Consider the following 26,938-nt stretch of genomic DNA (forward strand, 5'->3'; position numbering starts at 1 on the left):
ATACCCACTGGGCTTGATTGATCGGCGACTAACCCAGAGACAAAGCGGTTTTGGTCGCGTCCGGTATTGGTGTCGGGCGGCTGTCGGAAAGACTGACGCATACCCAGACGAGGCCAGCCGATGCGCAATGGGCGCCGTCGCGCTGGCGAAAGAGTTCGATTGCAAATGAGAGGCTCGATCGCCCGATTTTCTCGATGCTGACCTTCGCTTCGACGACGTCATCGACGTCGATCGGGCTGTGGAAGGTGATCTCCGCCTTCTTCACGTGATAGGCAACGCCGGAGGAGGTATGGCGGAAATGGCTGAGAATTTGCCGGTGCCGCAGGAACTCGACGACCGCATCCTCGCAATAATCGAGATAGACGGAGTTGTGGACATGGCCATAAATGTCGATGTCTCGCATCGAGACCCGGAAGGATGCTAAAGGCCTGTCGTCAACACTCATTCGATCACCCAAATTCGAAGGCGTGATCTAACCGGGAGTGTGTGGGGGATGCAATGCAATATCAGGCGGTCGTGCGAAAATTCGGGCCGGCTCAGGAGGTCGTCGAGCTCGAGCGGGTAGCACTGGCGCCGCTGCGGCGCGACCAGGTCCGGGTGCGCCTGCTGGCGCGGTCGATCAATCCCTCCGATATCATCACCATCTCAGGCGCCTATGCCGGGCGCACGACCTTGCCCTTCATTCCGGGCTTCGAGGCGTTCGGGGTGGTCGAACAGTGCGGCGAGGAGGTTCATGGGCTTTCACCGGGAACACGTGTGCTGCCGGTGCGCAGCGCCGGCGGATGGCAGGAGTTCAAGGATACCGATTCCGGCTGGTGCCTTCGCGTTCCGGATGAGCTCACCGACTTCGAGGCGGCGACCAGCTACGTCAACCCGATGACGGCCTGGCTGATGCTGCACAATAAGATCGGCCTGAGATCCGGCATGCGCATCGCCATCAATGCCGCCGCCTCTTCGATCGGATCGGTATTGATCGGGCTCGCCAATGCCGTGGGCGTCACGCCTATCGCCATCGTCCGCAACGAAGCCTCGCTCGCGCGTCTGCGCGGCCGCCTCGAGACGGTCATCGTCGACAGGGCGGACAGCGACCTCGCCGCCGGCCTCGCCGGCCGGCACGGGCTCGACGCGGTGCTCGATTGCGTCGGCGGTGCGCGCGCCTCCGTTCTCGCCGATGCGCTGAAGCCGGGCGGACATTTCGTGCACTACGGCCTGCTTTCGGGTCAGAGCATTCCGGCATCCTTCTGGGCCTCCCATCCCGATATCGCCTTTTCCTATTGCCATCTGCGGGAATGGGTCCATTCCGAAGCGATGAGCGAGGTCCAGCGCGCCTATTCCGAGATCGCGGCGCAGATCGCCTCGAAGGTCATCGCGACCGAGGTGCGGGAGGTGTTTCCTCTGGAAAAGGTCGGCCAGGCGCTGCAATCCGCCCTTCCGTTCCGGACCGGCGGAAAGGTTCTGCTCGCCTGACAGGAGGATTTCCCCGCTAAGGGGTTTCGTATCGCTGCCGCGCGCTCTTGATTGCCGTGTGGTTCTGCTCAGCCCATCCGATCAGGGCTTTCATGGGGATGAGAAAGGATTGCCCCAGCTCCGTCAGCTCATATTCCACGCGCGGCGGCACCTCCGGATAGACGGTGCGCCTGATGAAGCCGTCCTGCTCCAGATGCCTCAACGTCTTGGAGAGCATCTGTTTCGAGATGTCCCCGATCTCACGCAGCAGCTGGTTGAAACGCTTCTTCTCGTCTTCCAACGCCTCGAGGGTGAGCAGGCTCCATTGATCGCCGATACGATCGAGCACGCCTCTGATCGGGCATCCCGCCCCAGGCCGCTGTTTCGGCTCGTCCGTTTCCCTGGGCATGCTGCCTCCTCGGTCACTATCGGCTGACCTTGCCACCAAAACCTGCCTCCTTGCTCGACATGTCGAGGTTTCATAGACCAGTTCTCATAGTCTGCTTTCTAGACCAGATCGCCGATCCATACCAAGGAGCTTGATACATGACACTCGGGAAATTGCTTTTCGCACTCGTCATTCTGGCGGGCGTCGCCGCGCCGGCCGGCGCTTTTGCTGAATCGGCCTCGCGGGATTTGAAGGTCGAGGAAGCCAACCGGAAGCTGGTGGTGGAGTTCTACGACCGCTTCTTCAACAAGCACGATCTGGAAGCCGCCTCGGTCGTCGCCGACGACTACCGGCAGCACAATCCGCAGGTTCCCGACGGCAAGAAACCTTTGATTTCCTTCTTCTCCGGCTTCTTCAAGGACAATGCCCAATCGAAGGCGGAGATCGTCCGCAGCGCCGCCGATGGCGATCTCGTCTGGCTGCATGTGCATGCGACGAACGGCGCCGACGACCGCGGCCAGGCCATCGTCGATATTTTCCGCGTCAAGGACAGCAAGATCGTCGAGCACTGGGACGTGATCCAGGCGGTTCCGAGCGAGGCTGCCAACAAGAACACGATGTTCTGAATTCTAGGGGGCCGGCTTGCGGCCGGCCCCGTCATTGGCGCCACGCGCCTGGTTCAGCCGTTTCATTGCTGCCGATTTCCGCTGCGCTGCTGGGTCAACATTCGCCAATGGCCTGACGCCCATACGCCAAGATAACTGGCACCATCAATCGATTCCGATCAATCAATCCGCGGACGCTCCGATTTCGGCGTCGCCAGTCCGTGTTTGGCGAGTTCCAGTGTCAGGATACGTGTTTCGAGAAGGTTGAAGATGCGCAGCACCGCCTCGATCGCATCGAAGGGCTTCGTCAGAAAATCCTTCGCACCGAGCGAAAGCGCCCGTCTGCGCGTCGGCAGGGTCGCATCCGCAGTGAGCACCAGGATCGGCAGATAGCTGTTTTCGGGAATGAGCCTCGCAAAGGTCTCCAGCAGGGCGAAGCCGTCGAGATCGGGCATCATCAGATCGAGAAGAACGAGATCGACAGGATGTTCGCGGAAAAGCCGCAAGGCCTCGCGCGGTTCGGTGGTGCTGATCAGCGCGGTAAAGCCTTCGCGCTTGAGGATGCGCTCCAGCAGCGAGACATTGGCGGGCTCGTCGTCGACGATCAGGATCGTCGATCCTCGCACGATATCGGTGGAATCTGTCATGGACCCAATATTTCGTTGAAGCGATGCCGAACTGATATCAAGCGGCGCGGCCAAATCAAAGGCGATGCCATTAAGGTGGGCTTCGCATCGCAGCCTGCCTTGCCTCTACCGACGCCGGCACGCGCGGCAGATCGATATGGAACGTGGCGCCGCCTTCCCGGTTGCTGAAGCCGAGCGTTCCGCCCATGGCATCCGTCAGATGTTTCGACAGCGCCAGCCCGAGACCGGTTCCCTCCTGGCTGATCCGTTCGGCTCCCAGCCGATCGAACGGGGTGAACAGCCGGGAGACCCGTTCGGCCGGAATGCCGGGGCCGGTATCGCTGACCTCGATGCGGATATAGCCGCCATCCATCGCGCGGTGGCTGACGGTTACGCTTCCCTGGGGACGATTGTATTTCACCGCATTGGAGAGAAGGTTGAGGAACACCTGCAGCAGCCGCCGTCGGTCGGCGAGCACCGAAAGATCCGGCTCGGCCGGCTCGACGACCTCGATCGTGATCTGCTGCTTGCCGCAGAGCGGTCTTGCAAGCGACACGGCTTCGTCGATCACCTCGGCGACGGACTGTGCTTCGACCGCGAGATCCATGCGCCCGGCCTCGATCCTCGCCATGTCGAGAACCTCGTCGATCAGGCTGAGCAAATGTCGGCCGGCCCTCAAGATCTGCGCGACGCTCTCTTTGGACTCGGTATCGGTGACGTCCATTTCCAGAAGCTGCGCGAAACCGAGCACGGAGTTCAGCGGCGTGCGCAGCTCGTGGCTCATGCGCGACAGGAATTCGCTCTTGGCATTGCTCGCGCGGATCGCATCCTCGCGGGCGGCAAGCAGGGCCTCTTCGATTTGCTTGCGCTCGGTAATGTCACGCGTGATCTTGGAAAAGCCACGCAACCGGCCCGCCTCGTCATGGAGTGCGGTCACGACGACGTGCGACCAGAATTGTGACCCGTCCTTGCGCACGCGCCAGCCTTCCGCTTCGGTGCGCCCATGACGGGTCGCTTTGGCAAGCTCTTCTGCCGGAAAACTATCTCTGGTTTCGGTGGGATAGAAGCGGGAAAAATGCTGACCGACGATCTCCTCGGCGCCATAACCGGTGATCCGCTCGGCGCCGGCATTCCAGCTCACGACCCGCCCTGTCGTATCGAGCCCGAAGATGCCGTAGTCGCTGACGCCTTCGACCAGTTGCCGGAAGCGCTCCTCGCTCTCGGTCAGATCGGCCTCGCGTCTTTTCAGAAGGACGCTCGCATCTTCGAGCGCCTGTCCGAGGCTCCCCAGTTCATCGCGGAAGGGGTCCGCCACCGTCACGACCTCGCCTTGCGACAGCCGATGCGCCTCGGCTTTCAGCGCATGCACACGGCGCACGATGCTTGCCGAAAACAGGAAGACGGCGACGAGCGCGCCGGCAAAACCAAGAAAGCCGGCGGCGATCATCAGGCTTCGCGACAGAGTGCGAACCCGGTCCGCGGCCTCGGTTCTCGAGTGAAGCAGATCCGCCTCCCGCCGGCTCATCGCGTCGATCTCCTGTCTCAGCTCATCGAGGACCTGCTTGCCCTCGATGAGCTTGGCCGCAAGGTCCTCGCGTCCGCCGGCGCGCAGGGTATCGGCCTGTTTCAGGAGTTGGAGACGGTCGACTTTCGCGTCGACCAGGGCGCGGATGCGGTCGAGGCGCATCTTTTGCTCCCCATCCCGCAATCGGCCGCCGACCTCGTCGAGCACGACGGGCAGCCTATCCTCGGCGCGGTCGAAAGGATCGAGAAAATCACTTCTGCCGGTCAGCAGATAACCGCGCATCGCGGTGGCGGCTTCGGCGATCGAGGCGTGGATCTCCTGAATGCCCGATTGGATCTCCAGCGTCACCCGCACCTGATCCTCGGCAATCCGGCTTTGCCGGTCGGCCACGAAGACCGAGGCCAGCGCCGCCAGCAGCAGCGCCAACGGCACCGTGATGATGACGATGCCCTTTGCTCTGAGCGGAAGGTCGGCGAAACGCAACGCCCGCCGGCGCGTGGCGGTCATGGCTGCTCTTCCCGGGATGTTGCGACGAGCCCGCCGCGCACGGCCATGACCGCGGCCTGCGTCCGGTCCCCGGCATCCAGCTTGCCGATGATGCGCTCGACGTGGATCTTCACGGTGCCGGGCGAGATCTTCAGCGCCCTGGCGATTTCCTTGTTGGTCAGGCCTTCGGCCACTTTCGACAGGACTTCGCGCTCCCGGATCGTCAGCGTCTCCAAAGCGCTGCTGTTGGTCTGCGGCTTGGTGGCAGCGCGGCGCAGCAGCTTGGCGACGAGCGGACCGTCGAAGAAGGCGTCCCCCTGAAGGACACACCGGATCGTGCGGAGAATGTCTTCCCGGCTGGCATCCTTGAGCAGATAACCGGTGGCGCCGACTTCGATCGCCGCTTCCAGATAATCCAGGCTGTCATGCATCGTGATGATCATGACGCGTGTGCCTGGCGACACGCGCCGGATCTCCCTCGTTGCGGCGAGGCCGTCCATGCGCGGCATGCGGATGTCGAGGAGTGCCAGATCCGGCTTGTGCTGAGCTGCGGTCTCCACCGCCTCGACGCCGTCGCGCACGTCCCAGGCGACATGGAAATCGTCCTGGCCGCCGATCATGGCGATAAGGCCGGCGCGGGCGATGTCATGATCATCGGCGACAAGGATCGATGCCGTCATTCTGATGGCGTCTCCTGCATAAGGGGGGCTGCGGCGCGGAGATGCGTGCCGCCCGAAGATCCGGCCCCGATCTCGATGCGGCCGCCGAGCAGCGCCAGCCGTTCACGCATGCCGACGATGCCGAGCCGCCCGCCCCGCATCTGGGGATGGCGCAATTCGCCGATGCCTTTGCCATCGTCGATCACTTCGAGATGCGCTTCGCCCATGCCGTCCTCGAAGAGACGCACGACTAGCCGCCTTGCCTCGGCGTGCTTGATCACATTGGTGATCGCTTCCTGCGCGACGCGGTAGAAGATGATGCCGGTCGATGTCGGCCAGCGATCGGAGGCGGCATCGAGGTCGGCGATCACTTCGAGACCGTCGATCGCATCGAGACGCGTGCGCAGCGCCGCGGCGACACCGAGATCATCGAGTTCGGGCGGGCGAAGATCGGCGATAGCAGCCCTGAGATCGGCAACGGAATGGCGCGCCAATGCAGCGAGTTGGTCGATCTCGGGCTTCAGGGCATGCGCCTCGCCGATGCGGGCCGCAAGGTCTTGCAGGCGGTAGCTGAGGCCGGTGGCCAGTTGCGCCGAGCCGTCGTGAAGATCGAGCGCCACGCGCTGCCGCTCCTGTTCCTGCGCCTGGATCAACTGGGCGACAAGGGCCGCGAGTTCACTTCGCTGCCGCTGGAGATCGCCGAGAAGCGCCTGATTTTCCGCTGCCTGCCGATTGAGATTGTAGGCGTCGGCGAGCTGCCCGGCCACCACCTCCAATGTCTGCCGGTCGTCGGCATCGATGGCGCGCGCTTTCGACGAGCCGAAGATCGTCAAACAGAGATCGGAGCCGTCCTGAGAGGCAAACAGGATGGTGTCGCTTACCGGGCTCGTCGACTTACCCACCGTCAGCTGCACGGGCGCCTCTCCCTGCAATGACGGGAAAATGAGCCTGGCGAGCGATGCTCCTGCGAAGTCGGCAAGCCGGGACAGAACGTCCCGGGCAGCCGTTTCGAATGCCGCGGCATCGAGCAGGTTCTGCACTTCGATGATGAAACGCAGACGTGCCGCTCGCGCTTCCGCCGCCCGGTAAAGGGCTCGCAGTTCCGCAACGTTTGGCGAATGCGTCGGACTTGTATCGTGCTCCATGCCCAACAGGACTGCTCCGAAGATGAATGACGCCGGCACGATAGTCATTCCGGCGGGAATGTCATCTATGCCGTTCGGCAGATCGGATCGAAGCCACCCGGCAGATGAGGCGGCAGCTCAGGATACTTAAATTGCTGGTCATGCGGTTGACCGATGCGATGTCCGCCGGAACCGCCACATAGGAAAGTCAAAATGCGTACCATCATTGCTGCCGCTCTCGTTCTCGGTTTCGTTCAGGTCCAGTCGGCCGCGGCGGCTGCCGAAACCGCAGCCTGTGCGCCGACAAGCGAGGCGGAAATCGCCAAGCTCTTCGATCGCTGGAATACCTCGCTTGCGACGCTGAGCCCTCAGGAGGTCGCCAAGAACTACAGCGAAGATTCCGTGCTTCTCGCGACGCTGTCGAACAAACCTCGTCTGACCCAGGGCGAACGGATCGATTATTTCGAACACTTCCTGGCGAATGAGCCCAAGGGCCATGTCGACAGTCGCGACATCAAGATCGGTTGCAACTGGGCCGTCGACCTCGGCACCTACACCTTCACCATGAAGGACGGCTCGAAGGTTCCCGCCCGCTACACCTATACCTATGAGTTCAAGGGCGGGAACTGGCTGATCACCTCGCACCACTCCTCGATGATGCCGGAGAAGTAAGGCCTCATGGCTTGCCGGTCCGGCAGGGAGATACCCCATGCGGGGTCTCCTGAGCCTGGCCTGCCGGTCATCTCCCCCACAGGTGTGAGATCGGCCGGACGCACCAGTTTCCCCAAAACAATTGGCATCGCAGTGCGACGAAACGGCGGAGGGTGGCCACGGCACGCCCTCTCCTTATTCCTTGCAAAGCCTGAGTAATCCGCGCCCGAAGCTTTGACGGCTAAGCGGGATCGGGAGTAGCATCCACGCGGCAGCGGCAAGGTGGTCAAAGCGGCCGGCGGTGGAGATGCAATGATGAAACACAGACCTTTCCTCCTGACGTTCGCGGCGCTCGCATTTTGTTCCGCATGGCCGATTTCTGACGCCTTCGCTGCTGCGCAGCCTATCTTCTGGAGCGCTTTACGGCCGGCCGATCAGCCCAAGGCGACGGTGCCGCTGTCGGGTAAGCCGGTGAGCGGTCCGCAGGGCGAAACACTCGCCTGGCATGGCGAGGAACATCCGATCGAATTGACGGGCTTCGTTCTGCCGATCGACCAGGATGGCGATCTTGTCTACGAATTCATGCTGGTGCCTTGGGCCGGAGCCTGCAGCCACATGCCTTCCCCTCCGCCCAACCAACTGGTTCGCGTCGTTCCGCAAGCGCCTTTGCACCTTACAAGAATGTACGAGACCGTCACCGTGACGGGTGCCCTGCAGCCCGGCCTGGATGAGGCGCAATTCTTCATGATCGACGGCAACCGCATTCTCACCTACGGCTATAGCATGAACCATGCCGAGGTAGCGACGGCGACGGCCACGACCGATCCCGATCTGCTGTCACTTTCGCCTTTCGGCATTCTGCCTCGCTAAAACGCACATGTGGTGCCACCCCGCGTCTGCGCGGTGAATGACTCCAATCAAAGCAAGGACGTCTCGCGCGCCCAAGGACTTGGGCGCACTGGATCTCCGTGACATCACTCGGGTCGAGCCCGAGCACAGAGGTGAGGGAGAAGAAGGGTTGCAGTGGAAGCGCAAACCGACCCAAAAGAGAAATGCCCGGGCGCAGCCGAAACTGCGCCCGGGCAAAATGCTACCGATCAGACGTGGTCGAAGCGGTCGGCATTCATGACCTTGGTCCAAGCGGCGACGAAGTCCTTGACGAACTTCCCCTTGGCGTCGGCCTGGCCGTAGACTTCGGCGAAGGCGCGAAGCTGCGAGTGCGAGCCGAAGATCAGGTCGACGCGGGTGCCGGTCCACTTGGCAGCGCCGGTCTTGCGGTCGCGGCCTTCATAGACGCCTTCCTTGCCGGCGAGGGGAACCCACTGCGTGCCCATGTCGAGCAGGTTGACGAAGAAGTCGTTCGTCAGCGTCTCGGGACGCGAGGTGAAGACGCCGTGCTCGGGGCTGCCTGCCTTCAGGACGCGCAGACCGCCGACGAGGACGGTCATCTCAGGTCCGGTCAGCGTCAGGAGCTGGGCGCGGTCGACGAGTGCTTCTTCCGGCTTCATGAACTGATGGCGCTTGTCGTTCACGTAGTTGCGGAAGCCGTCGATACGCGGCTCGAGCGCTGCGAAGGAATGCGCGTCGGTCTGGGCTTCGGAGGCATCCATGCGGCCCGGCGTGAAGGGCACGCTGACGGCGTTGCCGCCGGCCGCTGCCGCCTTCTCGACACCTGCTGCACCGGCGAGAACGATCAGGTCGGCGAGCGAGATCTTCTTAGCCCCGGTCTGGGCGGCGTTGAAGTCCTTCTGGATGCCTTCGAGAACGCCGAGCACCTTGGCGAGCTGCGCCGGCTGGTTGGCGTCCCAGTCCTTCTGCGGGGCAAGGCGGATGCGTGCGCCATTGGCGCCGCCGCGCTTGTCGGAGCCGCGGAAGGTCGAGGCTGACGCCCAGGCGGTCGAGACCAGTTCCTGCACGGTGAGGCCGGTGGCGAGAACCTTTTCCTTGAGGTCGGCAATGTCCTTGTCGTCGACGAGCGGATGGTCGACGGCCGGGATCACATCCTGCCAGATCAGGTCTTCGGCCGGAACTTCCGGGCCGAGATAGCGTACCTTCGGTCCCATGTCGCGATGGGTCAGCTTGAACCAGGCGCGGGCGAAAGCGTCGGCAAACTGGTCTGGATTCTCGAGGAAGCGGCGCGAGATCTTCTCGTAGGCCGGATCGAAACGCAGTGCCAGATCGCTCGTCAGCATGGTCGGCAGGTGCCTCTTCGAGGCGTCGTAGGCATCCGGAATGGAGGCTTCGGCGTTCTTGGCCTGCCACTGCTTCGCGCCGGCCGGGCTCGTCGTCAGTTCCCATTCGAAGGCGAAGAGGTTTTCGAAGAAGTAGTTGCTCCACTTGGTTGGCGTCTGCGACCAGGTGACTTCGAGGCCGGCGGTGATGGCATCCTTGCCGACACCGGTGCCGAACGAGCTCTTCCAGCCGAGGCCCTGATCCTCGATCGCGCCGCCTTCCGGCTCGGGGCCGATCAGGGACGGGTCGCCGGCGCCATGCGTCTTGCCGAAGGTGTGGCCGCCGGCGATCAGCGCCACGGTCTCTTCGTCGTTCATCGCCATGCGGGCGAAGGTTTCGCGGATGTCGCGGGCGGAAGACAGCGGATCGGAATTGCCGCCCGGGCCTTCGGGGTTGACATAGATGAGGCCCATCTGCACGGCGCCGAGCGGTTCGGCCAGCTCGCGCTCGCCACTGTAGCGTTCGTCGCCGAGCCAGGTGCCTTCAGGACCCCAGTAGAGTTCTTCCGGCTCCCAGACGTCGGCGCGGCCGCCGGCGAAACCGAAGGTCTTGAAGCCCATGGATTCGAGCGCGACATTGCCGGTGAGGATCAGCAGGTCGGCCCAGGAGATGCGGTTGCCGTATTTCTGCTTGATTGGCCAGAGCAGGCGGCGGGCCTTGTCGAGGTTGGCATTATCAGGCCAGCTGTTGAGCGGCGCGAAACGCTGCTGGCCCTGGCCGGCGCCACCGCGGCCGTCGGTGATGCGGTAGGTGCCGGCGCTGTGCCAGGCCATGCGGATGAAAAGACCGCCGTAATGACCGAAATCAGCCGGCCACCAGTCCTGCGAATCCGTCATCAGTGCCTGAAGATCCTTCTTCAGGCCGTCGAGATCGAGCTTCTTGAACTCTTCGGCATAATCGAAGGCCTGGCCCAACGGATCGGCGCGGCCGGAATTGTGATGAAGAATCTGAACATTCAGCTGGTTCGGCCACCAGTCACGATTCGTCCTGGCAGTCGGAGCCTTATGCGTATGTGCAACAGGACATTTGCCTGCGCTGTCAGTGGGGTTGTCCATGATCGTCTCCTTCATTGCTTAATTTGTCTGCCCGTCGAAAAAGATGAGCCGAGCCGGCGCCCGCTCTCTCCCCTGCAGTCTTCATATCGGAAGCGTTTAATAATTTTAAGTTGGATTTACTGATCGTTGCGATAAGCTGAGCTTATGAAGAATCTTACCCTGAAACAGCTGCGTTATTTTGAAGCCCTGGCAAGGGATGGCCGCTTCCGACGTGCTGCCGACGCCTGTGCCATCTCCCAGCCTGCGCTCTCAATGCAGATCAAAGAACTTGAGCAAGAGTTGGGCAACGAGCTCTTCGAGCGCAGTGCGCGCGAGGTGAAGCTCACTCCGTTCGGCCAGACCTTCGCGCTGCGGGTCCGCGATATCCTGCGCGCCGTCGACGAGCTTGGGGAGCTGGCGCGCGCCTCGCGCAATTCCTTCCTGACGCGGCTGCGCATCGGCATCATACCGACGATCGCACCTTATCTGCTGCCTGTCATCATCAACGACCTGAACAGGACCTTCGCCGGCATCCAGATCGAGGTGCGCGAGACGCAGACGGCGAAGCTGGTTCAGGAACTGGCGCACGGTCAGCTGGATATGGCGATCGTTGCGCTGCCGGTGTCGGAACCCTCCCTCACGGAACTCGAGCTCTTCAAGGAAGAGTTCGTGCTGGTCAGGCGACATGAGGACGAGGGCAAACCTGTGCCGGAACGCGAGGTGCTGCGCGAAATGCGGTTGCTGCTGCTCGAGGAAGGCCACTGTTTCCGCGATCAGGCCCTGTCTTTCTGCAAGATAGGGCCGGCTCGGCCCCGCGAAGTCATGGAAGGCAGTTCGCTCTCCACTCTGGTGCAGATGGTCAGTGCCGGCATCGGCATCACCTTGATTCCGGAGATGGCCGTTCCGGTGGAAACACGCTCGGCGCGTGTGTCGATTTCCCGATTCCCGTCTCCGCAGCCGTCGCGCACGATTGGTATGGTCTGGCGCAATTCGACACCGATGGCCAAACAGCTGCTGCAGGTTTCCGAGGCGGTCCGCCGGTCGGCCGAGACGATGCGCCAACAGTCTATCGTCCGGTGATGGGCCGGGCGGCTCGCTTCAGGGCCGCCGCTTGAATGTATGCTCGGCTGCCGGAAACTGTCGCGACCGGACCTCGTCCGCATAAGCAGCGGCGGCCGCCGCGATCCTCTTGCCCAGTTCGTCGTAGCGCTTGACGAAACGCGGGGTGAAATCGTTGAAGAGCCCGAGAATGTCGTCGGAGACCAGAACCTGGCCGTCGCAGGCCGAAGAGGCGCCGATACCGATGCTCGGTATGTGCATGGCGGCCGTTACCTCGCGGGCGAGCGGCTCAACCGTGCCCTCGATGACGACTGCAAAGGCGCCCGAGCCGCCGATGGCGTGTGCGTCGCGCCGGATCTTCGACGTCTCGTGTTCGGAATGGCCGACGGAACGATAGCCACCTGCGGTCTGGACCTGCTGCGGCATCAGACCGATATGCCCCATGACCGGGACACCCCGCTTCGTCAGAAAGGCGATGGTCTCGGCCATCTCCTCGCCGCCCTCCAGCTTGACGGCATCGCAGCCGGTTTCCTGCAGGATTCGGACGGCATTGCGGAAGGCGACCTCCTTCGATTCCTGATAACTGCCGAACGGCATGTCGACGACGACGCAGGCCTTGCCGACGCCGCGCATCACCGCCTTGCCGTGCGCGATCATCATGTCGAGCGTGACGCCGATGGTGGTCTCCATGCCGTAGAGCACCATGCCGAGTGAATCCCCGACCAGCAGGAGATCGCAATGCTCATCGAGCAGCCGCGCCATCGGCGTCGTATAGGCGGTCAGGCAGACGATCGGCTTGCCGCCCTTCATCGCCAAGATTCGGGCTGGCGTAAGGCGCTTCTGAATTCCGGCGGCGCTCATCTGGCCACTCCCTTTCCCGGCAAGCTCCGCCCGCCGATAATGCGGTTGCCCCCGGCGACCCTGTTGCCCCCGGCAATCCTGTTGTCACCGATAACCCTGTTGTCGAGAAGCCGTGTCGAGCCGACCCGAACGAAGAGTGCGATGACGACGGGTTCCGCAATCGACGTGACCGGCTGCAGTGTCGAGGCATCCCTGACGGCGACGACCTCCGGCTTTGCCAGAGGCTCGCGATTAAGAAACGCCGTGAGCTTGGCCTCGAGCTTCCCCGGATCGGTAAGGCCGCCGGCGACCAGACGCTCCGCCTCGTCGAGGGTCTGAGGAACGATTACGGCGGCACGCCGCTCCGCTGCGCTGAGATAGACGTTGCGCGACGACAAGGCGAGGCCGTCGGCGTCCCTGACCGTCGGCACCGATATTACCCGCACCGGCACGGCCAGATCGTCCACCATGCGCTTGATGATGACGACTTGCTGGTAATCCTTCTCTCCGAAATAGGCGGTCTGCGGCTGCACGATGTTGAAAAGCTTGCAGACGACAGTGGCGACGCCGGCAAAATGCCCGGGGCGTACCGCCCCCTCGAGTTCGCAGCCGAGATCGGGAACGTCGACGACAGTCAGCATCGGGCGGGGATACATGTCCTCGACGCCAGGCGAAAAGAGGAAATTGACGCCGGCCTGTTTCAGCATGGCGGCATCGCGTTCCAGATCGCGCGGATATTTGCTGAGGTCTTCCGCCGGGGCGAACTGCAGTGGATTGACGAAAATCGAGACGACGACGATGTCGTTCTCAGCGCGCGCACGCGCGACGAGCTCCATATGACCGGCATGGAGATAGCCCATCGTCGGAACGAGGCCGACGGTTCGCCCCTGCCGCTTCAGTGCATCGAGCGTGTGGCGCAGCTCGTCAATACTCGAGAAAACCCGCATATATCCTCCCCGCGGCCGGTCACTCCATCTTGGGCGCGGATATGAAGTGTAATCGATGTGACAGGTCAATGCATATTTCTCGATAAAAACGATTAGATGCAACGGCAGCCGATGACAGCAGGCGATATCGACCCCGGAAACGCCATTTCACCACACGGGCTCCCATACCGCTCCTCACCGGCTTGCAGTGGAACCGACGATGTGCGACTTCCGTTACTCGCCCTGTCCGTCAAGATACCATCACAGTCGGTCGCTATGGACGTTACATGGAGGACGCATGGACAAGCCCTGGAAGATCAGCCGCGGACCGATTGCGGCAACCGAGCTCGACGTGGAGAAGGCAAACGCGATCAACATGCTGTTGATCCGGCCGGTCGGCGTCCTTCCGGCCAAGTCGGGAGATGCGATCCGTCCCTTTGCCGTCGGTCTTTTCAACGAGTTCCGTCCGCTCCTGAAGCCCGATGCCGGCGTCACGACCCTGCGGCGGGCGACCGCGGCCTATGTCCACTGCCGGCGCTACTATTTCGCCAGCGCCCAGCCCGATTCCATGCGCCATGGCCTTGACGGCGAACCCGTCGAGCCACTGTCGCCCGAAGACCGGCTGGTCGCGCAAAAACGTTTCCTGAGTCTCAAACAGATCACCGGCAAAGCCGACGCGCCAGAGCAGGCAGCACCGGTTCCCGCTCCCCTGTTGAGCAAAAGCGAACAGATCCGCGCGGCCCTCCTCGGCAAAAGGAACGTCGTCAGCTAAAGCACCCCATATCTGGCTGCAGTCATTGCGCGTTCTTGCGCAAGGCGATTCTACGAGATCGATAGAACAGTATCGTATTCCGCGGCGAATAATATCTGTGTGCGGCCGGCGGCTGTGGTTTCCTCCACCATCGCCGCGTTCTGCCGGGTTACCGAATTGGGCAGGGCGCAGGCCAACACGCGGACCTATCGCGACGCAGCTTGAGCGCATTCGGGGTCGGGGGCGCGGAAAACGCGCCCCCGACCGAAGCCCGGCCGAAGGGGAGGGGGCAATCGGCCGGGTCAGTTCAGCGCGGCTTCGCCTGACGTGATCCGCTGTTCGTCTGCGGCGAACAAGTGAACCGCATCGTGGATCGGCGCAATCCTCAGCACCTCGCCGGGTGCCGCCCTGATCCGTTCCCGGAAGACGCAGGTCAGCGTCTGCGTTCCCAGCCGGACGATGACCAGCGTCTCAGAACCCGTAGGCTCGACGACCACCGTCGTGACCTCGATCCCGCCGGGGTCCAACTGGATATGCTCGGGACGAATGCCGTAGGTCACGGCTGCGGGCGGACGTCGCTCGCTCGGCAGCAGCAGGCCGTCGGCAGTTCGAAACCCGTCTTCCGTCATCTTGCCCGCGATGAAATTCATCGCCGGGGAGCCGATGAAGCCGGCAACGAAAAGGTTGTTCGGACGATCGTACAATTCCAGCGGAGAGCCTGACTGCTCGATCAGCCCATCCTTCATGACGACGATCTTGTCGGCCATGGTCATGGCTTCGATCTGATCATGGGTGACATAGATGGTCGTCGTCTGCAGCCGTTGATGCAGTTCCTTGATCTCCGAGCGCATCTGCACCCTGAGTTTGGCGTCGAGGTTCGACAAAGGCTCGTCGAACAGGAAGACGGCCGGATCCCGCACGATTGCCCGCCCCATCGCCACCCGCTGCCTCTGGCCGCCGGACAGCTGTTTCGGATATCTTTCCAGAAGGCTCTCGAGACCGAGGATCTTGGCGGCATTGCCGACCCGCTGGTCGATCTCCGTCCTTGGCATTCGTTTCAGCCGCAACGAAAAGCCCATGTTCTTCGCGACGGTCATGTGCGGGTAGAGCGCGTAATTCTGGAACACCATGGCGATATCCCGATCCTTGGGCGCAAGCTCGTTGACGATATGCTTGCCGATCTGAATCTGCCCTGAAGTGATGCCCTCGAGACCTGCGATCATTCGCAGAAGCGTGGATTTGCCGCAGCCCGACGGGCCGACCAGCACGACGAACTCGCCGTCGCCGATGTCGACCGATACGCCTTTGATGGCTTTGAACGCACCGTAGTCCTTGCGCGCATTGTTGACCGAAACATGGGCCATAACAGTCCTCCAGAAATTGCCGTCAAAGTCCGTTCAGGACATTTCTCAAATAATCGAGCCCGAAGCGCTCGCCCTCTTTTCGCGCGGCTAAGTCCTTGCCTGGCCAGCCATAGGCGGCATCCTCGTGTTCTATGGACAGCGTGCCATCGAAGCCGGAGCCACGCGCCTGGCGCAGGAACCTCGGCCAATCGATGAGGCCGAGCCCGGGCAGCTTGTATTGCCACCAGCCTTTGCCGTGATAGCCGACAGCCTGCAGTATCTCCGGATCGATGGCCGTGTCCTTGGCATGAAGGATGGCAATGCGGTCCTTCACCGCCTCCATCGCCTGATAGGGATCGACGCCGATGCGGATGAGGTGCGAGGGATCGAATTCCAGGCCGAAGCGGGGATTGTCGATCCGCCGAAAAAGCTCCTGCCACCCTTTCGGTGTCGTGCCGATGAAATTGTCCTTCGGACCCGGCCAGTTCTCGATCGCGAAGGTGAGGCCGCTCGATTGCGTCTGCGCAATCAGCCGGTTTGCGAATTCGGCGAAGTCATCATAATTGGCTTCGTCGCTGGCCGTGTCGTCCCGGCCCGGGAAGATCACGAAGATCGGAACGTCCGCTTCTCCAATCGCACTGGCAAATTCGGCGGTCTTTGCTCGAAGTTCCTGGCGTCTTGTCGGGTCGGCATCGAGCTGGTTGCCGAAATAGGTGATCGACGACACGAAGAGGCCGGGGCCGCGTGCAAGCGCGACGGCGCCCGTCACCTGATCGGGTGTCTTGATATGGCCGCCGACATCGATCTCGATTGCGTCGAAACCGGCCGACGCGGCGAATTCCACCACTTCCTCCAGGGGACGATCATTGAATGTCGAGGTGTAAAAGCCGATCTTCACCAAAGTTCTCCGATCTTCACCAAAATCCCTGGGGCCTAGCTGGCCGTTTCAATTGTTCAGGCGATCCATATTCTTGAGTGGCGAACGTGTGCGTTGAGCAGCATCGGCCGATGCGAGCATCAGGGCCGCCGCCATCGGCATGACCGCCGCCCCCATGGCCGAAGCATCCTCTCCGAGCGAGGCACGGTGAAGCGAGGGGAGGTTGGTGTCCTCGGCGTCGAGATGCTCGTGCACATACCGAAGCAGCTCGTCGACGATACGGATCGGCAGCCGGCCGCCGACAAGGACGGCATCGGGATCGACGATCATGCCGATATGCTTGACGGCGACGGCCAGATGCGCGCTCATTTCCTTCAGCCACTGTGAAACCAGGCGCCTGCCCTGTGCATCCAGCGTCAGCAGATCGTGGGGAACGCTGACCTCGACGCCGTGCCGGGCAAGAAAATCATAGAGGAAAAACAGCGAGAATATCTCGCCGAGAAGCTGGACCTTGTGTGCCTTCTCGTCCCGGTCATCGGCAATTGGGAGCCAGCCGATCTCGCCGCTGAGGCCCATGGCGCCGCGATGACCGTTGCCGTCAAGCACCAGGCCTCCGCCCGGGCAGGCATTGATGGCGATGTAGAAGAAGCTGCTGCTTTCGGCACCCAATCCGTAATCGAGTTCGGCAAGGGCCGCGGCATTGGCTTCGTTTTCGATGAAGACAGGATGCTGCGTCAGGTTCTCCAAAGCAGCGCGCACATCGAATGAAGTCCATTCCTGATAGGTGTCGGGCTTGCCGAGGAGCGAAATCTCGCCGAGCCAATCCGGCATGGCGAGACCGATACCGGCCAGGCGCGCGTCGTCGATCAGGCGGCTGCGCTGGAAATGCGAAATCGCATCGGCGGTGAGCTGCAGGAATTCCGCCGGCAGGATGAAGCGCTTTTCGTGATGCACGCGGGCACGGACATTGCCGACGGCATCGACGGCCAGGATCGTCAGATGGTCGCGATCGATGTTGATGCCGATCGCAAAACAGGCATCCGGATTGATCTCGAGTTCGATCGCCGGCTGGCCCCGCAGCCCGTGTCGCCGGCGGGCTTCCATGATCAGGCCTTCGTCCAGCAGGCGATCGACGATCCGGGCGATCGCCGGTTTGGTAAAACCCGTCCGCCTGGCGATTTCGGCGCGCGAAATCGGCGCCTGGCGATGGATGCAGCGCAGGACGACCGCCCTGTTATGCTCGCCTGCATCTTCGACATTGGCGCCGGTCAGATCCGGGGACAGCCTGGCGCCGAGTGTCTGGTTCATCGGGTCAAATCCTTCATCGCGCATGGAGACCGAACCGACCCTCATCCCTTGACGGCGCCGCTGGTCATCGCGCCGAGGATCAGCCGCTGCAGCGACAGAAAGGCCACGATCGCCGGAACGACCGAGATCAGGCAGGCGGCGGCAAGCAGTTGAATGGACGAGTCGGTTTGCATGCCGCGGAAGTTAAAGATTCCGACGCCGATCGGCATCAGGTCATTTTTCGTGAGCAGCAGGAAAGGCACCAGGAATTGCGACCAGCCGGCAATCACCGTGATGATGAAGACCGAGGCAATGCCCGGCGCCGACAATGGCAGGATGATGCGCCAGAATACCGAAAACCGGTTGCAGCCGTCGATCATGGCCGCTTCGTCGAGGCTGCGCGGGATGCCGTCGACCGTGCTCTTCAAAAGCCAGGTCGCCAGCGGAACGCCGAGCGCGATATAGACCATGACGACGGCAAAATGCGTATCCAGCAGACCGAGCCGGTTCATGTAGCGGTAGAGTGGCACCATGATGACAAGCGGCGAGATCATCTGGAAGAGAAGCAGCGCCATCATCGACAGGCCTTTGCCGCGGAATTGAAACCGGGAAAAGGCGTAGGCTGCGGGCAATGCGACGATCAGCACGCCGAAGCCGCTCAAGGCCGCAAGCTTGAGGCCGTTCCAGAGATAGACCGGAAAATAGCTGTTGTTCAGAACGGTGATGAAATTGTCGATGGTGGGATTGTTCGGAATATACCGCGCCACGCCGCGATAGATCTCGCGCTTGTCACGCATCGCCATCGACAGGAGATAGGTGAGGGGGCCGGCGAAGAATACGAACATCGCCAGCATGAACAGATAGCTGAAGAAATCGCCGAGCCGCGTTCCTGTCCGTCCGCTCATTGCTCTTCCTCCTTCGGCAGGAATGACGCGTAGACGAAGGCAAGTCCGAGGCTGATGATCAACATAAGCACGGAAAGCACGCTGCCGCCGGAGAGGTCGTAGTTTCTGAAGACGATATTGAAGACGTAGAGCGAGATCACCTCGGTCGCGCGCCCCGGTCCGCCGCCCGTCAGCGTGATGATCGCATCGAAAGTATTCACGGTCTGGATGGTGATGAGGATCATGTTGACGAGGATTGCGGCGCGCAGCTGCGGAAGCGTGACGAAGAAGAACTGCTGCGATGCGGTTGCGCCGTCCACCTCCGCCGCTTCGTAGAGCGAGGGATCGATCGCCTTCAGTGCCGCATACATGACGACCATCGAAAAGGCCGTGCCGCGCCAGATGTTCGATATCAGCGTCGACCATGGCGCCATGGCCGGATCGGAAAGCCAGGCGACAACAGGCAGATGCATCAGCCGCAATATGCTGTTCAGCGCGCCGTAAGGCGCTTCGGAAAAGAGCATCTGCCAGATGATGCCGCCGGCAATGCCCGGCACGACCCAGGCGACGAGCGCTGTCGTCCTCAGGATGGTGGTGCCGAACAGGCCGCGCTTTTCGCCGCGAATGACCGTGACGGCGACCGCCAGGCCCAGGATCTGCTGGCCGATCACGCTGCCGCCGACGAAGATCAGGGTTGCCCAGAGAATGTCGGGCAGTTGCGGCGAGCTCAGCGCATTGGTGATCGACCCAAGCGTATATTCCTGATTGTCGCCGATCAGCGTCGCATTGGTGAAGGAGAGTCGGAAAACGTCGATGACGGGATAGAGGTAGAAGATGCCGATGACGACGATCACGGGCATGATCCAGGGCAGGGGCGCGCCGGCGAAACGACGCATGAACGTTCTGCTTTGAGGCGGGCTGTCAGCCTCGATGGCAATGGGGCTCATTGGGCCTCTCTGTCCGGGGTTGGCAATGTCGACGGCGCCTGAGAGCAGGCGCCGTCGCGATTGGAAGCGTCACGGACGCCCGGCACTACAGCCGCTTGTAGGCCTCCAATGCGGCGTTGAAGGCGGCATTTAAGGCGTCTTCCGGTGTCTTGGTCCCCGAGAGCACGTCGCCCATCATGATCTGGATCTGGTTGGAGATCTCGGGATAGATCGGTACGCCGGGGCGCGCCTGGCCGTCGACCAGAGCCTTGGCGAAGGTCTTGTTGGCTTCGGTGGAGAAGACCTCATACTTGTCGAAGAGCGACTTTCTGGTCGGCAGCTGCTGCTGCAGCGCATTTGCCGGCCCCATATAGACCTCGCGTGCAAGGTTTGCGCACATCTCGATCTTGTCCTTGTCCTTGCTGAAGGAGGCGATCGTCCAGCCGCCCGTGCCGGTCGAGAGTTGATCGGCCGCGGGGCCGGGGATCGGTGAGAAGGTCCAATTCTTGAACTCGTCTTCTTCAAGCGTCGTCTTCAGCTGCGCATATTGCCAGTTGCCGCCGATGAAGAGTGCCGTCGTTCCCGCTGCCGCCGCAGCATTCATGTCGTCATAATTCGCGATCGTGGTGACGCGTTTGGGCGCGGCGCCGGAATCGACGAGATCCTTGAAATAATTCAGCGCCTTCAGGAATTTCTCCTTGTTCTCGCCTTCGCCGAACACAGGCTTGCCGCTATCGTCGACGAGCTTGCCGCCCAGCGCCCAATAGTTCGCCAGCCAGTCAAAGGTCGTACCTTCCCAGCGTCCGCCGTTGAACAGAACGCCTTCCATGCCTTCCTTGGTGGAGGCGAGCGCAGCCTTTTTCAGGTCGTCCCAGGTCTGCGGCGCATCTGATACAATCGACTTGTTGCGGTAGAGCACACGAAGATCGGTATCCCACCACCACGCGCGGACCGTCTGGTCCTTATCGGTGATGCCGCTGCGGATGAAGGGGAAGAGGTCGTCCACTTCCTCCTTCGAAAAATACGGCGTGAAGTCCGCCAGCACGTGATTGACCATGAACTGCGAGAGCACGAAGGAGTCGACCGCGGCGCAGTCGGGCGCGTTGCCGGCCTTGGCCTGCTCCAGCATCTTGGCCTGTTCCGTGCCGATATCCGACGACATGAACTGCATCTGCAATTTCCAGTCGGGATGCTTCTTGATGAAATCGACGAAGAGCTGCTGATAGCCCTCGGCGATGGCCGGATCCGAATTGTTCGGACTATCGTTCGTCAGGCGGACGACGAGGGATTTTGGCGCATCGGCAAGGCCGATCCTGTCCTTGGTGGCAAGTTCCTGGGCAAATGACGTGGATGCTGAAAATAACATTGTGCTCAGCGCAAATGCGCTGACGGTGGCGCTCTTCATGATGGGTCTCCTCCCCATTTGAACGAATACAGCCTGGCGGTCGGTTGACCTCTCCTCAATTCCGTGCTGCATTAATTAGATTAAGTTACTTTGATTTGATGTCAAGCCACAGCTTGGAAGGCCGGAGCCTGGGAGGTTGAGATGCTGGCGACAATCAACAGCAGCTAGCGCATAATTTCCGAAAATCGAGATCGATTTCTGGAAAAGGATCCGCGCCATTAAAGCGATGGAGCGTGTTGTCGGGCGCGTGGGGCATCAACCGAAATTTTCCTGAAGAAGAGGACGAGGCGACCGCGGATGGCCGCGATGGCAGGAGTGCGATTTTGTCCGGCTGCGCTGCCGGAATCAGCTCTGACACACCCGCGTCCGATAGGACGCGCCAAGGGAGGATAAGATGCGTTTACTCATTCTCGGTACCGGCGGCATGGCCAACCAGCATGCCGCCAACTTCAAGGCGATCGAAGGCGTCAGCGTCCTGGGCGGCGTCGACGTCGTCCCGGAAAGGCTCGCGGCCTTCTGCACCGAACATGGCATCGCCAACCATTTCACGTCTCTCGGAGAGGCGCTCGCCTGGGGCGAGTTCGATGCGGTGGCGAACGTCACGCCTGATAGCATCCACCACCCGACGACGCTTCAGGCGATCGCCGCCGGCAAGCATGTCTTCTGCGAAAAACCGCTCGCCACCGATGCGGTCAAGGCCATGGAGATGACCGAGGCGATCGAACGATCGGGCAAGGTCGGCATGGTCAATTTCACCTATCGCAACTCGCCCGCCCTCCAGAAAGGCCGGCAGATGGTGCTCGCCGGCGAAATAGGAGACGTGCGCCACGTCGAGGCGTCCCATCTGCAAAGCTGGCTGGTCGGCCGTCACTGGGGCGATTGGAAGAGCGAAAGCAAATGGCTGTGGCGGCTGAGCAAGAAGCATGGATCGAACGGCGCGCTCGGCGATATCGGCATCCATATCGTCGATTTCGCCTCCTACGGTTCCGGCCTCGACGTTGCCCATGTCTTCGCGCGGCTGAAAACCTTCGACAAGGCGCCGGGGCACAAGATCGGCGAATATGATCTAGATGCCAATGACAGCTTCACGATGAATGTCGATTTCGCCAATGGCGCGATCGGGACGATCCAGGCGACGCGCACGGCGGCCGGACAGATGGATCAGCTGCGTCTCCGGGTCTATGGCGAAACCGGCTCGATCGAGATGATTTACGATACCGGAAAGTCGACGCTTCGCGCCTGCCTCGGCGAAGACGTGCACACGGCGACCTGGCGCGACGTGCCGTTCGATCCGGTCGAGACGAATTACCAGCGTTTCGTCCAAGCCGTGCGGGCGGGCAGGACGCAGGAACCGTCCTTCCGCCGCGCCGCCAATATCCAGAAAGTCCTGGATAAGGCGCTGGCCTCCGATCTTAGCCACACCGATGAAGCGCTCGGCTGAGCCGGCTCTCAAGCGGAAGCCGGCGGCAGCAGTAAAGTGTTGAGGAAGGGCAGGAGGGCAGCCCCCAGCGCAACGCCGCCGCCGCTGAAGCTCGCCGGTTTCATCGGCGAAATCCAGGGTGTCAGCAACGGTCTCGTGGAGGTGTCGCGGCGCTCGATCGAAAGCTGATGGATCAGCGCTTCGATCACGCCCTGCGGCAGATCGCTGCCGATCATGACGACGCTCGGGGCAAGGAAGCCGGCCATGGCGATGATCGGATCGAGCAGATGGCCGGCGGCCTCCCGTATCCATTGCGACAGCGATGGCGAGGAGATTTCCTCGCCCTTCAGCAGGCGGGTGAAGTCCTGGTCGCCGATCCGCGATCGCAGTGACTCGAAACCGACGACGGTGTTCAGCTGAACATTGTCCGGGCCGGTCAACATTTCGCCGATGCTGCCCGCCCTGCCATGCACGCCGGAATAAGGAATGCCGCGGATGAGAAAACCGGCCTGGATGTCGTCATCGATGATGATCATCGCCAGTCCGCCTTCCCTGGCGGAGCTGCCGATCGTGCGTTCGGCGAGAAGGCTCGCCGTGCATTCGTTCTCGACATAGGGACGCGCAATCGTCGACATGGCGGCGATTTGATCGCTTTGTTCGTCCGTCCAGTCGTTGGCGGCGATGCCTAGGCCGATGATCGGCAACATCGCGTGGCGATCGACCATGTCCCTGACGGCCGCGTGCACCAGCTTGACCTTGTCTGCTGGCTCCAGGCCGAAATAGACCCGGTCATGCACCTGGCCGCTGAGATCGATGAGCACCATCTCGCCGCGCCTCTGGCGAAGCTTGACGCCGATCGAGAAAGCGCCTTCCGGGCGCAGGGCAAATTCGGTCGCCGTCGCACCGCCGCCCGAGCCGTTGCGGCGGTTGGAGGTGACGAGCTTCTCCTCGGCCAATCGGCGGAGAATATTGGTAATGCCCGGGCCGGTCAGGCCGCAATGGCGGCCAAGCTCCATTCGCGTCAGCGGACCATGGCGGCGGATGGCTTCCAGGATGACGCGAATGTTTCGATCGGCGATTTCACCGGATCGCAGACCGACTGTTTTGGCACGCGGGGCGCCCGTGTCCTGGGTTTGAAGCCGACGCGGCCCTGATCGAAGATACCGCATGGTCGCCGTCCTTAGAGCTACAAGACGCTTGTGTATCACGCCTGCGTCCACCGCAATGAATTTCTTACGGGCTTGACGGGAAATCAAAGTTACTTAATCTAAAGCTCTCGGAATTGCTTGGAGGAGGAGACCGGGCAAATCGCGATGCCGGTCGCACCATCTTCATCTCCCAAAACTATGACCACGGATTGTCGCCGTCGATTTTCAATAGGATAAGCCATGCCTCTGACCATTGCCCAGCGTCTCGATCGTCTGAAAGTCCGCATTGCCGAGCTCGCTCATTGGCGGGATCGACACAGTGCTGCGATCGACGGCTGGACCTTCGAGGGCGAGCCGATCGCACATCACCAGGATTGGCCGCACCGCCAGGGGGTGGTGCATTTTGCTGCAACCGCCGAGGCACCCGAAGCGTGGCCTCTCGACGGTATTCGCCTGCAGCTCGATCTCGGTGGCGAGAGCCTGATTACGCTGAGCTATCCCGACGGCGAGACGGAAACATTCGGTCTCGATCCCTATCATCAGGAATTCCCGCTGAAGGGCCGCCGCTTTTCAATCGCAACGGAAACCGTCGCCCGTTTTCCGTTCGGCGAGCCCAATCGCGCACCGCGGCTCAACAAGGCCCGGTTTATCTGGCTCGACGGTCCCGCTCACCGTCTGCATCTTCTGTTGAAGCAGGTTGCCGAGGCGATCGAGGCGCTCGGCGAGCATGAAGTCGTGCCGCATCTGATGGATGCCGCCGAACATGCGCTGCGCAGCCTCGACTGGCCGTCGGATACGGCGGCTTACATCTCCCGCACGTCAGGCGCGGTCATGCAGCAGAAAATCTGGGAACTGCCGGAGCTTGAAGCTAATCCGGCGGGCCTCACGGACGAGCAAAGCGCTTCGGCAGCTACGGCCTTCGAGGCTCTGACGGCGCGGCTGAAGGAGCTGCAGAAGCGCTTTCCGCCGAATGGAGAACTGCTGCTCACGGGGCATGCGCATATCGATCTCGCCTGGCTCTGGCCCTATCGCGAGACGCGGCGGAAAATGCGACGCACCTTCAATACGGCGCTGTCGCTGATGGAGCGCTCCGATGATTTTCGTTTCAATCAATCGACCGCCCATTATTACGCGCAGATGGAGGAGGAAGACCCGGACCTTCTCGAGCGCATCAAGCAGAAGGTCGCCGAAGGTAAGTGGGAAACCGTCGGCGGCATGTGGGTGGAACCCGATACGAACATGCCGACCGGTGAAAGTCTCGCCCGTCAGGTTCTCTACGGCCAGCGTTATTTCGAGAAGACCTTCGGCACGCGCCATACGGTTTGCTGGTTGCCGGATTGCTTCGGCTTCTCCGGCGCGCTGCCGCAGATCCTGAGACAGGGCGGCATCGACAGCTTCTTCACGATCAAGGTCAATTGGAGCGAGACCAACCATATTCCCTCCGATCTCTTCTGGTGGAAGGGGCTCGACGGCAGCCGGGTGCTGACCCATACGTTCGACAATCCGATGCAGGGTTACAACGGCTTCGTGCAGCCCGATTGCTTCGTGCCGACATGGAAGAATTTCCGCGGCAAGACGCAGCACCATACGTCGCTTCTGGCCGTCGGCTACGGCGACGGCGGCGGCGGCGTCACGCCGGAAATGGTCGAGCGCGAAGTGCAGCTGCGCGATTTCCCGGCGATCCCGCAGGCACGCTGGGGCACCGTCAAAAGCTATTACGAGCAGGCGCACCGCACTGCTGGGGAAAAGACCCTTCCCGTGTGGGACGGTGAAATCTATCTCGAACTGCACCGCGCCACGCTGACGTCGCAAAGCGGCGTCAAGCGCAAGCATCGCCAGGCCGAACGTGCGCTGATCACCGCGGAAACCATCGCTTCGCTGGCGCATATGCTCGGAGCAGGCAGGCCCCAAAGCCTCGAAGCCGATTGGCGCGTGGTGTTGAAGAACGAATTTCACGACATTCTGCCGGGCTCGAGCATCCGTGAGGTCTATCAGGATGCCGAGCAGGAACTGGGTGGGGTCATCGACCATGCCAAAGCCGAGCAGGCAAAGTCATTGCAGGCGCTGTCGGCCAATCTGCCGAAGGGCGGGGTTGGAGACGCCCTCGTCGTCGTCAATCCGTCTCTTGCGGCCAGGCCGCTCAGCACAACGCTCTCCGATGGCACGGTCGTCGCGGCCGCCGATCTCGTCGCCCCCTTGTCCGTCGCGGTCTTCGACAAGCGTGCGCTCAAGCCGGCGGGCGGGCTGAGGGCAGGCTCCGACCGTCTCGAAAACGACCACATCTCCGTCGCCATCGGCGGGGACGGCGCGGTTGTCAGTCTCATCCACAAGGCAACGGGCCGGGAAGCGATCGACGGCTCGGCAAATCAGCTCTGGGTCTATCCGGCCGACAAGCCGCGCAATTGGGACGCCTGGGACATCGATGCCGATTATGCCGAAAAGGCCATTCGCCTCGATGCGCCGGAGAGCATCGCCCTCGTCGAAGAAGGCCCGCACCGCGCAGCGATCCGCGTCATTTACCGCTACCGGAATTCAAGCGTCACGCAGACCTATGTGCTGACGGCCAACGCCCGGCGGCTCGACATCGAAACGACGATCGACTGGCACGACCGCCGCACCCTTCTGCGTACGCTGAACCCGGTCGCCGTCCAGGCCCGGAAGGCGACGTTCGAATGCGCTTTCGGCGTCGTCGAGCGGGCAACCCATACGAACACCTCCTGGGAACAGGCGATGTTCGAGGCTGTCGCCCATCGCTTCGTCGATATCAGCGAGCCGGGCTTCGGCGTCGCGCTGCTCAACAATGCCAAATATGGCCATAGCGCCCGCGGCAATGTGATCGGCATGAGCCTGGTGCGCGGGCCGATCTATCCGGATCCGCTGGCCGATGAAGGTGAGCAGAGCTTTACCTATGCGCTGATGCCGCATGAGGGTGCCTGGCATGAAGGCGGTGTTCTCGACGAGGCGATCGATCTCAATCAGCCGCTCGTCGCGGCCGAAGCCAACGGCCTCTCCGCCGGCACTTTCGCGCCGCTTACCGTCAACGGCACACCCGTCGCTTTTTCGGGCTTGAAGCCGGCGGAAGAAGGCGATGGCCTCATCCTGCGCCTCTATGAACCGGCCGGCCGGCGCGGCCGGCTCTCCCTCGGCCTGCCTTCCGGATGGGCGGCATCGCAGCCGCTGAACATTCTCGAAGAGCCGATGGAGCGGATTGGACCTGCCGACATCATGCCGTTCGAAGTCAGGACCTGGAGGCTGCAAAAAGCCTGACGCCGCTTGCCTGGGAGATCACGCTCCGC

General features: G+C 62.0%; 24 protein-coding genes. 8 read left to right on the forward strand and 16 right to left on the reverse strand.

The genetic code is table 11. The features are described from left to right. Nucleotides 1-28 precede the first annotated feature (28 nt). Entirely contained in the window at nt 29-445 is a 417-nt protein-coding gene (locus tag NE851_RS32825; RefSeq protein ID WP_127430848.1) for an acyl-CoA thioesterase, read from the reverse strand. A gap of 53 nt (nt 446-498) precedes the next feature. Here NE851_RS32825 and NE851_RS32830 point away from each other — a divergent pair, with 53 nt between their 5' ends. Further along, nucleotides 499-1,467, forward strand: a complete 969-nt coding sequence (locus NE851_RS32830; protein ID WP_127430847.1) for a zinc-dependent alcohol dehydrogenase family protein — start codon at nt 499-501, stop codon at nt 1,465-1,467. Between the two features lie 16 nt (nt 1,468-1,483). On the opposite strand, the gene NE851_RS32835 is transcribed toward NE851_RS32830, so the two are convergent. Next, a complete protein-coding gene (locus NE851_RS32835) occupies nt 1,484-1,855 on the reverse strand; it encodes a winged helix-turn-helix transcriptional regulator (RefSeq protein WP_047616653.1) in 372 nt (123 codons plus the stop codon). A gap of 137 nt (nt 1,856-1,992) precedes the next feature. Between NE851_RS32835 and NE851_RS32840 the strand changes: the two genes are divergently transcribed. Beyond that, the gene (locus tag NE851_RS32840; RefSeq protein ID WP_063474027.1) at nt 1,993-2,460 is read left to right on the forward strand and encodes a nuclear transport factor 2 family protein; all 468 of its coding nucleotides are present in this window, start codon (nt 1,993-1,995) and stop codon (nt 2,458-2,460) included. A gap of 158 nt (nt 2,461-2,618) precedes the next feature. Here NE851_RS32840 and NE851_RS32845 read toward each other — a convergent pair whose 3' ends face one another. The 4 genes from NE851_RS32845 to NE851_RS32860 all read right to left on the reverse strand — a co-directional run bounded on the left by NE851_RS32845 (nt 2,619) and on the right by NE851_RS32860 (nt 6,928). After that, nucleotides 2,619-3,086: a response regulator gene (locus NE851_RS32845; protein ID WP_047616656.1), complete on the reverse strand. Its 468-nt coding sequence runs from the start codon at nt 3,084-3,086 to the stop codon at nt 2,619-2,621. Nucleotides 3,087-3,156: 70 nt separating this feature from the next. Beyond that, a complete protein-coding gene (locus NE851_RS32850) occupies nt 3,157-5,097 on the reverse strand; it encodes a sensor histidine kinase (protein ID WP_063474028.1) in 1,941 nt (646 codons plus the stop codon). Then, nucleotides 5,094-5,756: a response regulator gene (locus NE851_RS32855; protein WP_127430846.1), complete on the reverse strand. Its 663-nt coding sequence runs from the start codon at nt 5,754-5,756 to the stop codon at nt 5,094-5,096. Before NE851_RS32855 ends, NE851_RS32850 begins: the two co-directional genes overlap by 4 nt. Then, a complete protein-coding gene (locus tag NE851_RS32860; protein WP_244604815.1) occupies nt 5,753-6,928 on the reverse strand; it encodes a sensor histidine kinase in 1,176 nt (391 codons plus the stop codon). Before NE851_RS32860 ends, NE851_RS32855 begins: the two co-directional genes overlap by 4 nt. Before the next feature lie 144 nt (nt 6,929-7,072). Between NE851_RS32860 and NE851_RS32865 the strand changes: the two genes are divergently transcribed. After that, nucleotides 7,073-7,531: a DUF4440 domain-containing protein gene (locus NE851_RS32865; protein ID WP_127430845.1), complete on the forward strand. Its 459-nt coding sequence runs from the start codon at nt 7,073-7,075 to the stop codon at nt 7,529-7,531. Between the two features lie 291 nt (nt 7,532-7,822). Then, nucleotides 7,823-8,380: a DUF3299 domain-containing protein gene (locus NE851_RS32870; protein WP_047616666.1), complete on the forward strand. Its 558-nt coding sequence runs from the start codon at nt 7,823-7,825 to the stop codon at nt 8,378-8,380. Nucleotides 8,381-8,607: 227 nt separating this feature from the next. Here the strand turns inward: NE851_RS32870 and katG are convergent, their stop codons facing one another. Continuing rightward, nucleotides 8,608-10,797 carry a catalase/peroxidase HPI gene (katG, locus tag NE851_RS32875; protein ID WP_127430844.1) on the reverse strand — a complete coding sequence of 730 codons (2,190 nt, stop codon included), beginning with the start codon at nt 10,795-10,797 and terminating at the stop codon, nt 8,608-8,610. A 144-nt stretch (nt 10,798-10,941) separates the two neighbouring features. Here katG and NE851_RS32880 point away from each other — a divergent pair, with 144 nt between their 5' ends. After that, nucleotides 10,942-11,856 (forward strand): hydrogen peroxide-inducible genes activator, encoded by a 915-nt coding sequence (locus NE851_RS32880; protein ID WP_127430843.1) that lies wholly within the window; start codon nt 10,942-10,944, stop codon nt 11,854-11,856. Nucleotides 11,857-11,874: 18 nt separating this feature from the next. On the opposite strand, the gene panB is transcribed toward NE851_RS32880, so the two are convergent. Both panB and panC read right to left on the reverse strand, forming a co-directional pair. After that, nucleotides 11,875-12,696: a 3-methyl-2-oxobutanoate hydroxymethyltransferase gene (panB, locus tag NE851_RS32885; protein ID WP_047616670.1), complete on the reverse strand. Its 822-nt coding sequence runs from the start codon at nt 12,694-12,696 to the stop codon at nt 11,875-11,877. Beyond that, nucleotides 12,693-13,622 (reverse strand): pantoate--beta-alanine ligase, encoded by a 930-nt coding sequence (gene panC / locus NE851_RS32890; protein WP_063474035.1) that lies wholly within the window; start codon nt 13,620-13,622, stop codon nt 12,693-12,695. The genes panB and panC overlap by 4 nt, the downstream gene beginning before the upstream one ends. A 277-nt stretch (nt 13,623-13,899) precedes the next feature. On the opposite strand from panC, the gene NE851_RS32895 reads away from it, so the two are divergent. Beyond that, a complete protein-coding gene (locus NE851_RS32895) occupies nt 13,900-14,373 on the forward strand; it encodes a ProQ/FINO family protein (protein ID WP_063474036.1) in 474 nt (157 codons plus the stop codon). A gap of 281 nt (nt 14,374-14,654) precedes the next feature. Here the strand turns inward: NE851_RS32895 and NE851_RS32900 are convergent, their stop codons facing one another. From NE851_RS32900 to NE851_RS32925, 6 genes are all read right to left on the reverse strand, one after another. Beyond that, nucleotides 14,655-15,716 (reverse strand): ABC transporter ATP-binding protein, encoded by a 1,062-nt coding sequence (locus NE851_RS32900; RefSeq protein WP_127430842.1) that lies wholly within the window; start codon nt 15,714-15,716, stop codon nt 14,655-14,657. 22 nt (nt 15,717-15,738) lie between these two features. After that, nucleotides 15,739-16,593: a sugar phosphate isomerase/epimerase family protein gene (locus NE851_RS32905; protein WP_127430841.1), complete on the reverse strand. Its 855-nt coding sequence runs from the start codon at nt 16,591-16,593 to the stop codon at nt 15,739-15,741. 48 nt (nt 16,594-16,641) lie between these two features. After that, entirely contained in the window at nt 16,642-17,880 is a 1,239-nt protein-coding gene (locus tag NE851_RS32910; protein WP_047616977.1) for an ROK family transcriptional regulator, read from the reverse strand. A gap of 41 nt (nt 17,881-17,921) precedes the next feature. After that, nucleotides 17,922-18,764: a carbohydrate ABC transporter permease gene (locus tag NE851_RS32915; RefSeq protein WP_127430840.1), complete on the reverse strand. Its 843-nt coding sequence runs from the start codon at nt 18,762-18,764 to the stop codon at nt 17,922-17,924. After that, on the reverse strand, nt 18,761-19,690 hold the full coding sequence (locus NE851_RS32920; RefSeq protein WP_047616681.1) for a carbohydrate ABC transporter permease: 930 nt from the start codon (nt 19,688-19,690) through the stop codon (nt 18,761-18,763). Before NE851_RS32920 ends, NE851_RS32915 begins: the two co-directional genes overlap by 4 nt. Before the next feature lie 85 nt (nt 19,691-19,775). Further along, nucleotides 19,776-21,074, reverse strand: a complete 1,299-nt coding sequence (locus NE851_RS32925) for an extracellular solute-binding protein (protein ID WP_127430839.1) — start codon at nt 21,072-21,074, stop codon at nt 19,776-19,778. Nucleotides 21,075-21,468: 394 nt separating this feature from the next. Between NE851_RS32925 and NE851_RS32930 the strand changes: the two genes are divergently transcribed. Then, complete coding sequence (locus tag NE851_RS32930) at nt 21,469-22,515, forward strand: Gfo/Idh/MocA family protein (protein WP_127430838.1); 1,047 nt, start codon at nt 21,469-21,471, stop codon at nt 22,513-22,515. An 8-nt stretch (nt 22,516-22,523) separates the two neighbouring features. Here NE851_RS32930 and NE851_RS32935 read toward each other — a convergent pair whose 3' ends face one another. Continuing rightward, entirely contained in the window at nt 22,524-23,663 is a 1,140-nt protein-coding gene (locus NE851_RS32935) for an ROK family transcriptional regulator (RefSeq protein WP_047616687.1), read from the reverse strand. A gap of 219 nt (nt 23,664-23,882) precedes the next feature. On the opposite strand from NE851_RS32935, the gene NE851_RS32940 reads away from it, so the two are divergent. Beyond that, nucleotides 23,883-26,909 carry an alpha-mannosidase gene (locus NE851_RS32940; protein ID WP_097543308.1) on the forward strand — a complete coding sequence of 1,009 codons (3,027 nt, stop codon included), beginning with the start codon at nt 23,883-23,885 and terminating at the stop codon, nt 26,907-26,909. The last annotated feature ends 29 nt before the right edge of the window (nt 26,910-26,938 follow it).

This window comes from Rhizobium anhuiense bv. trifolii (assembly GCF_024346605.1).
GTDB lineage: Bacteria > Pseudomonadota > Alphaproteobacteria > Rhizobiales > Rhizobiaceae > Rhizobium > Rhizobium anhuiense.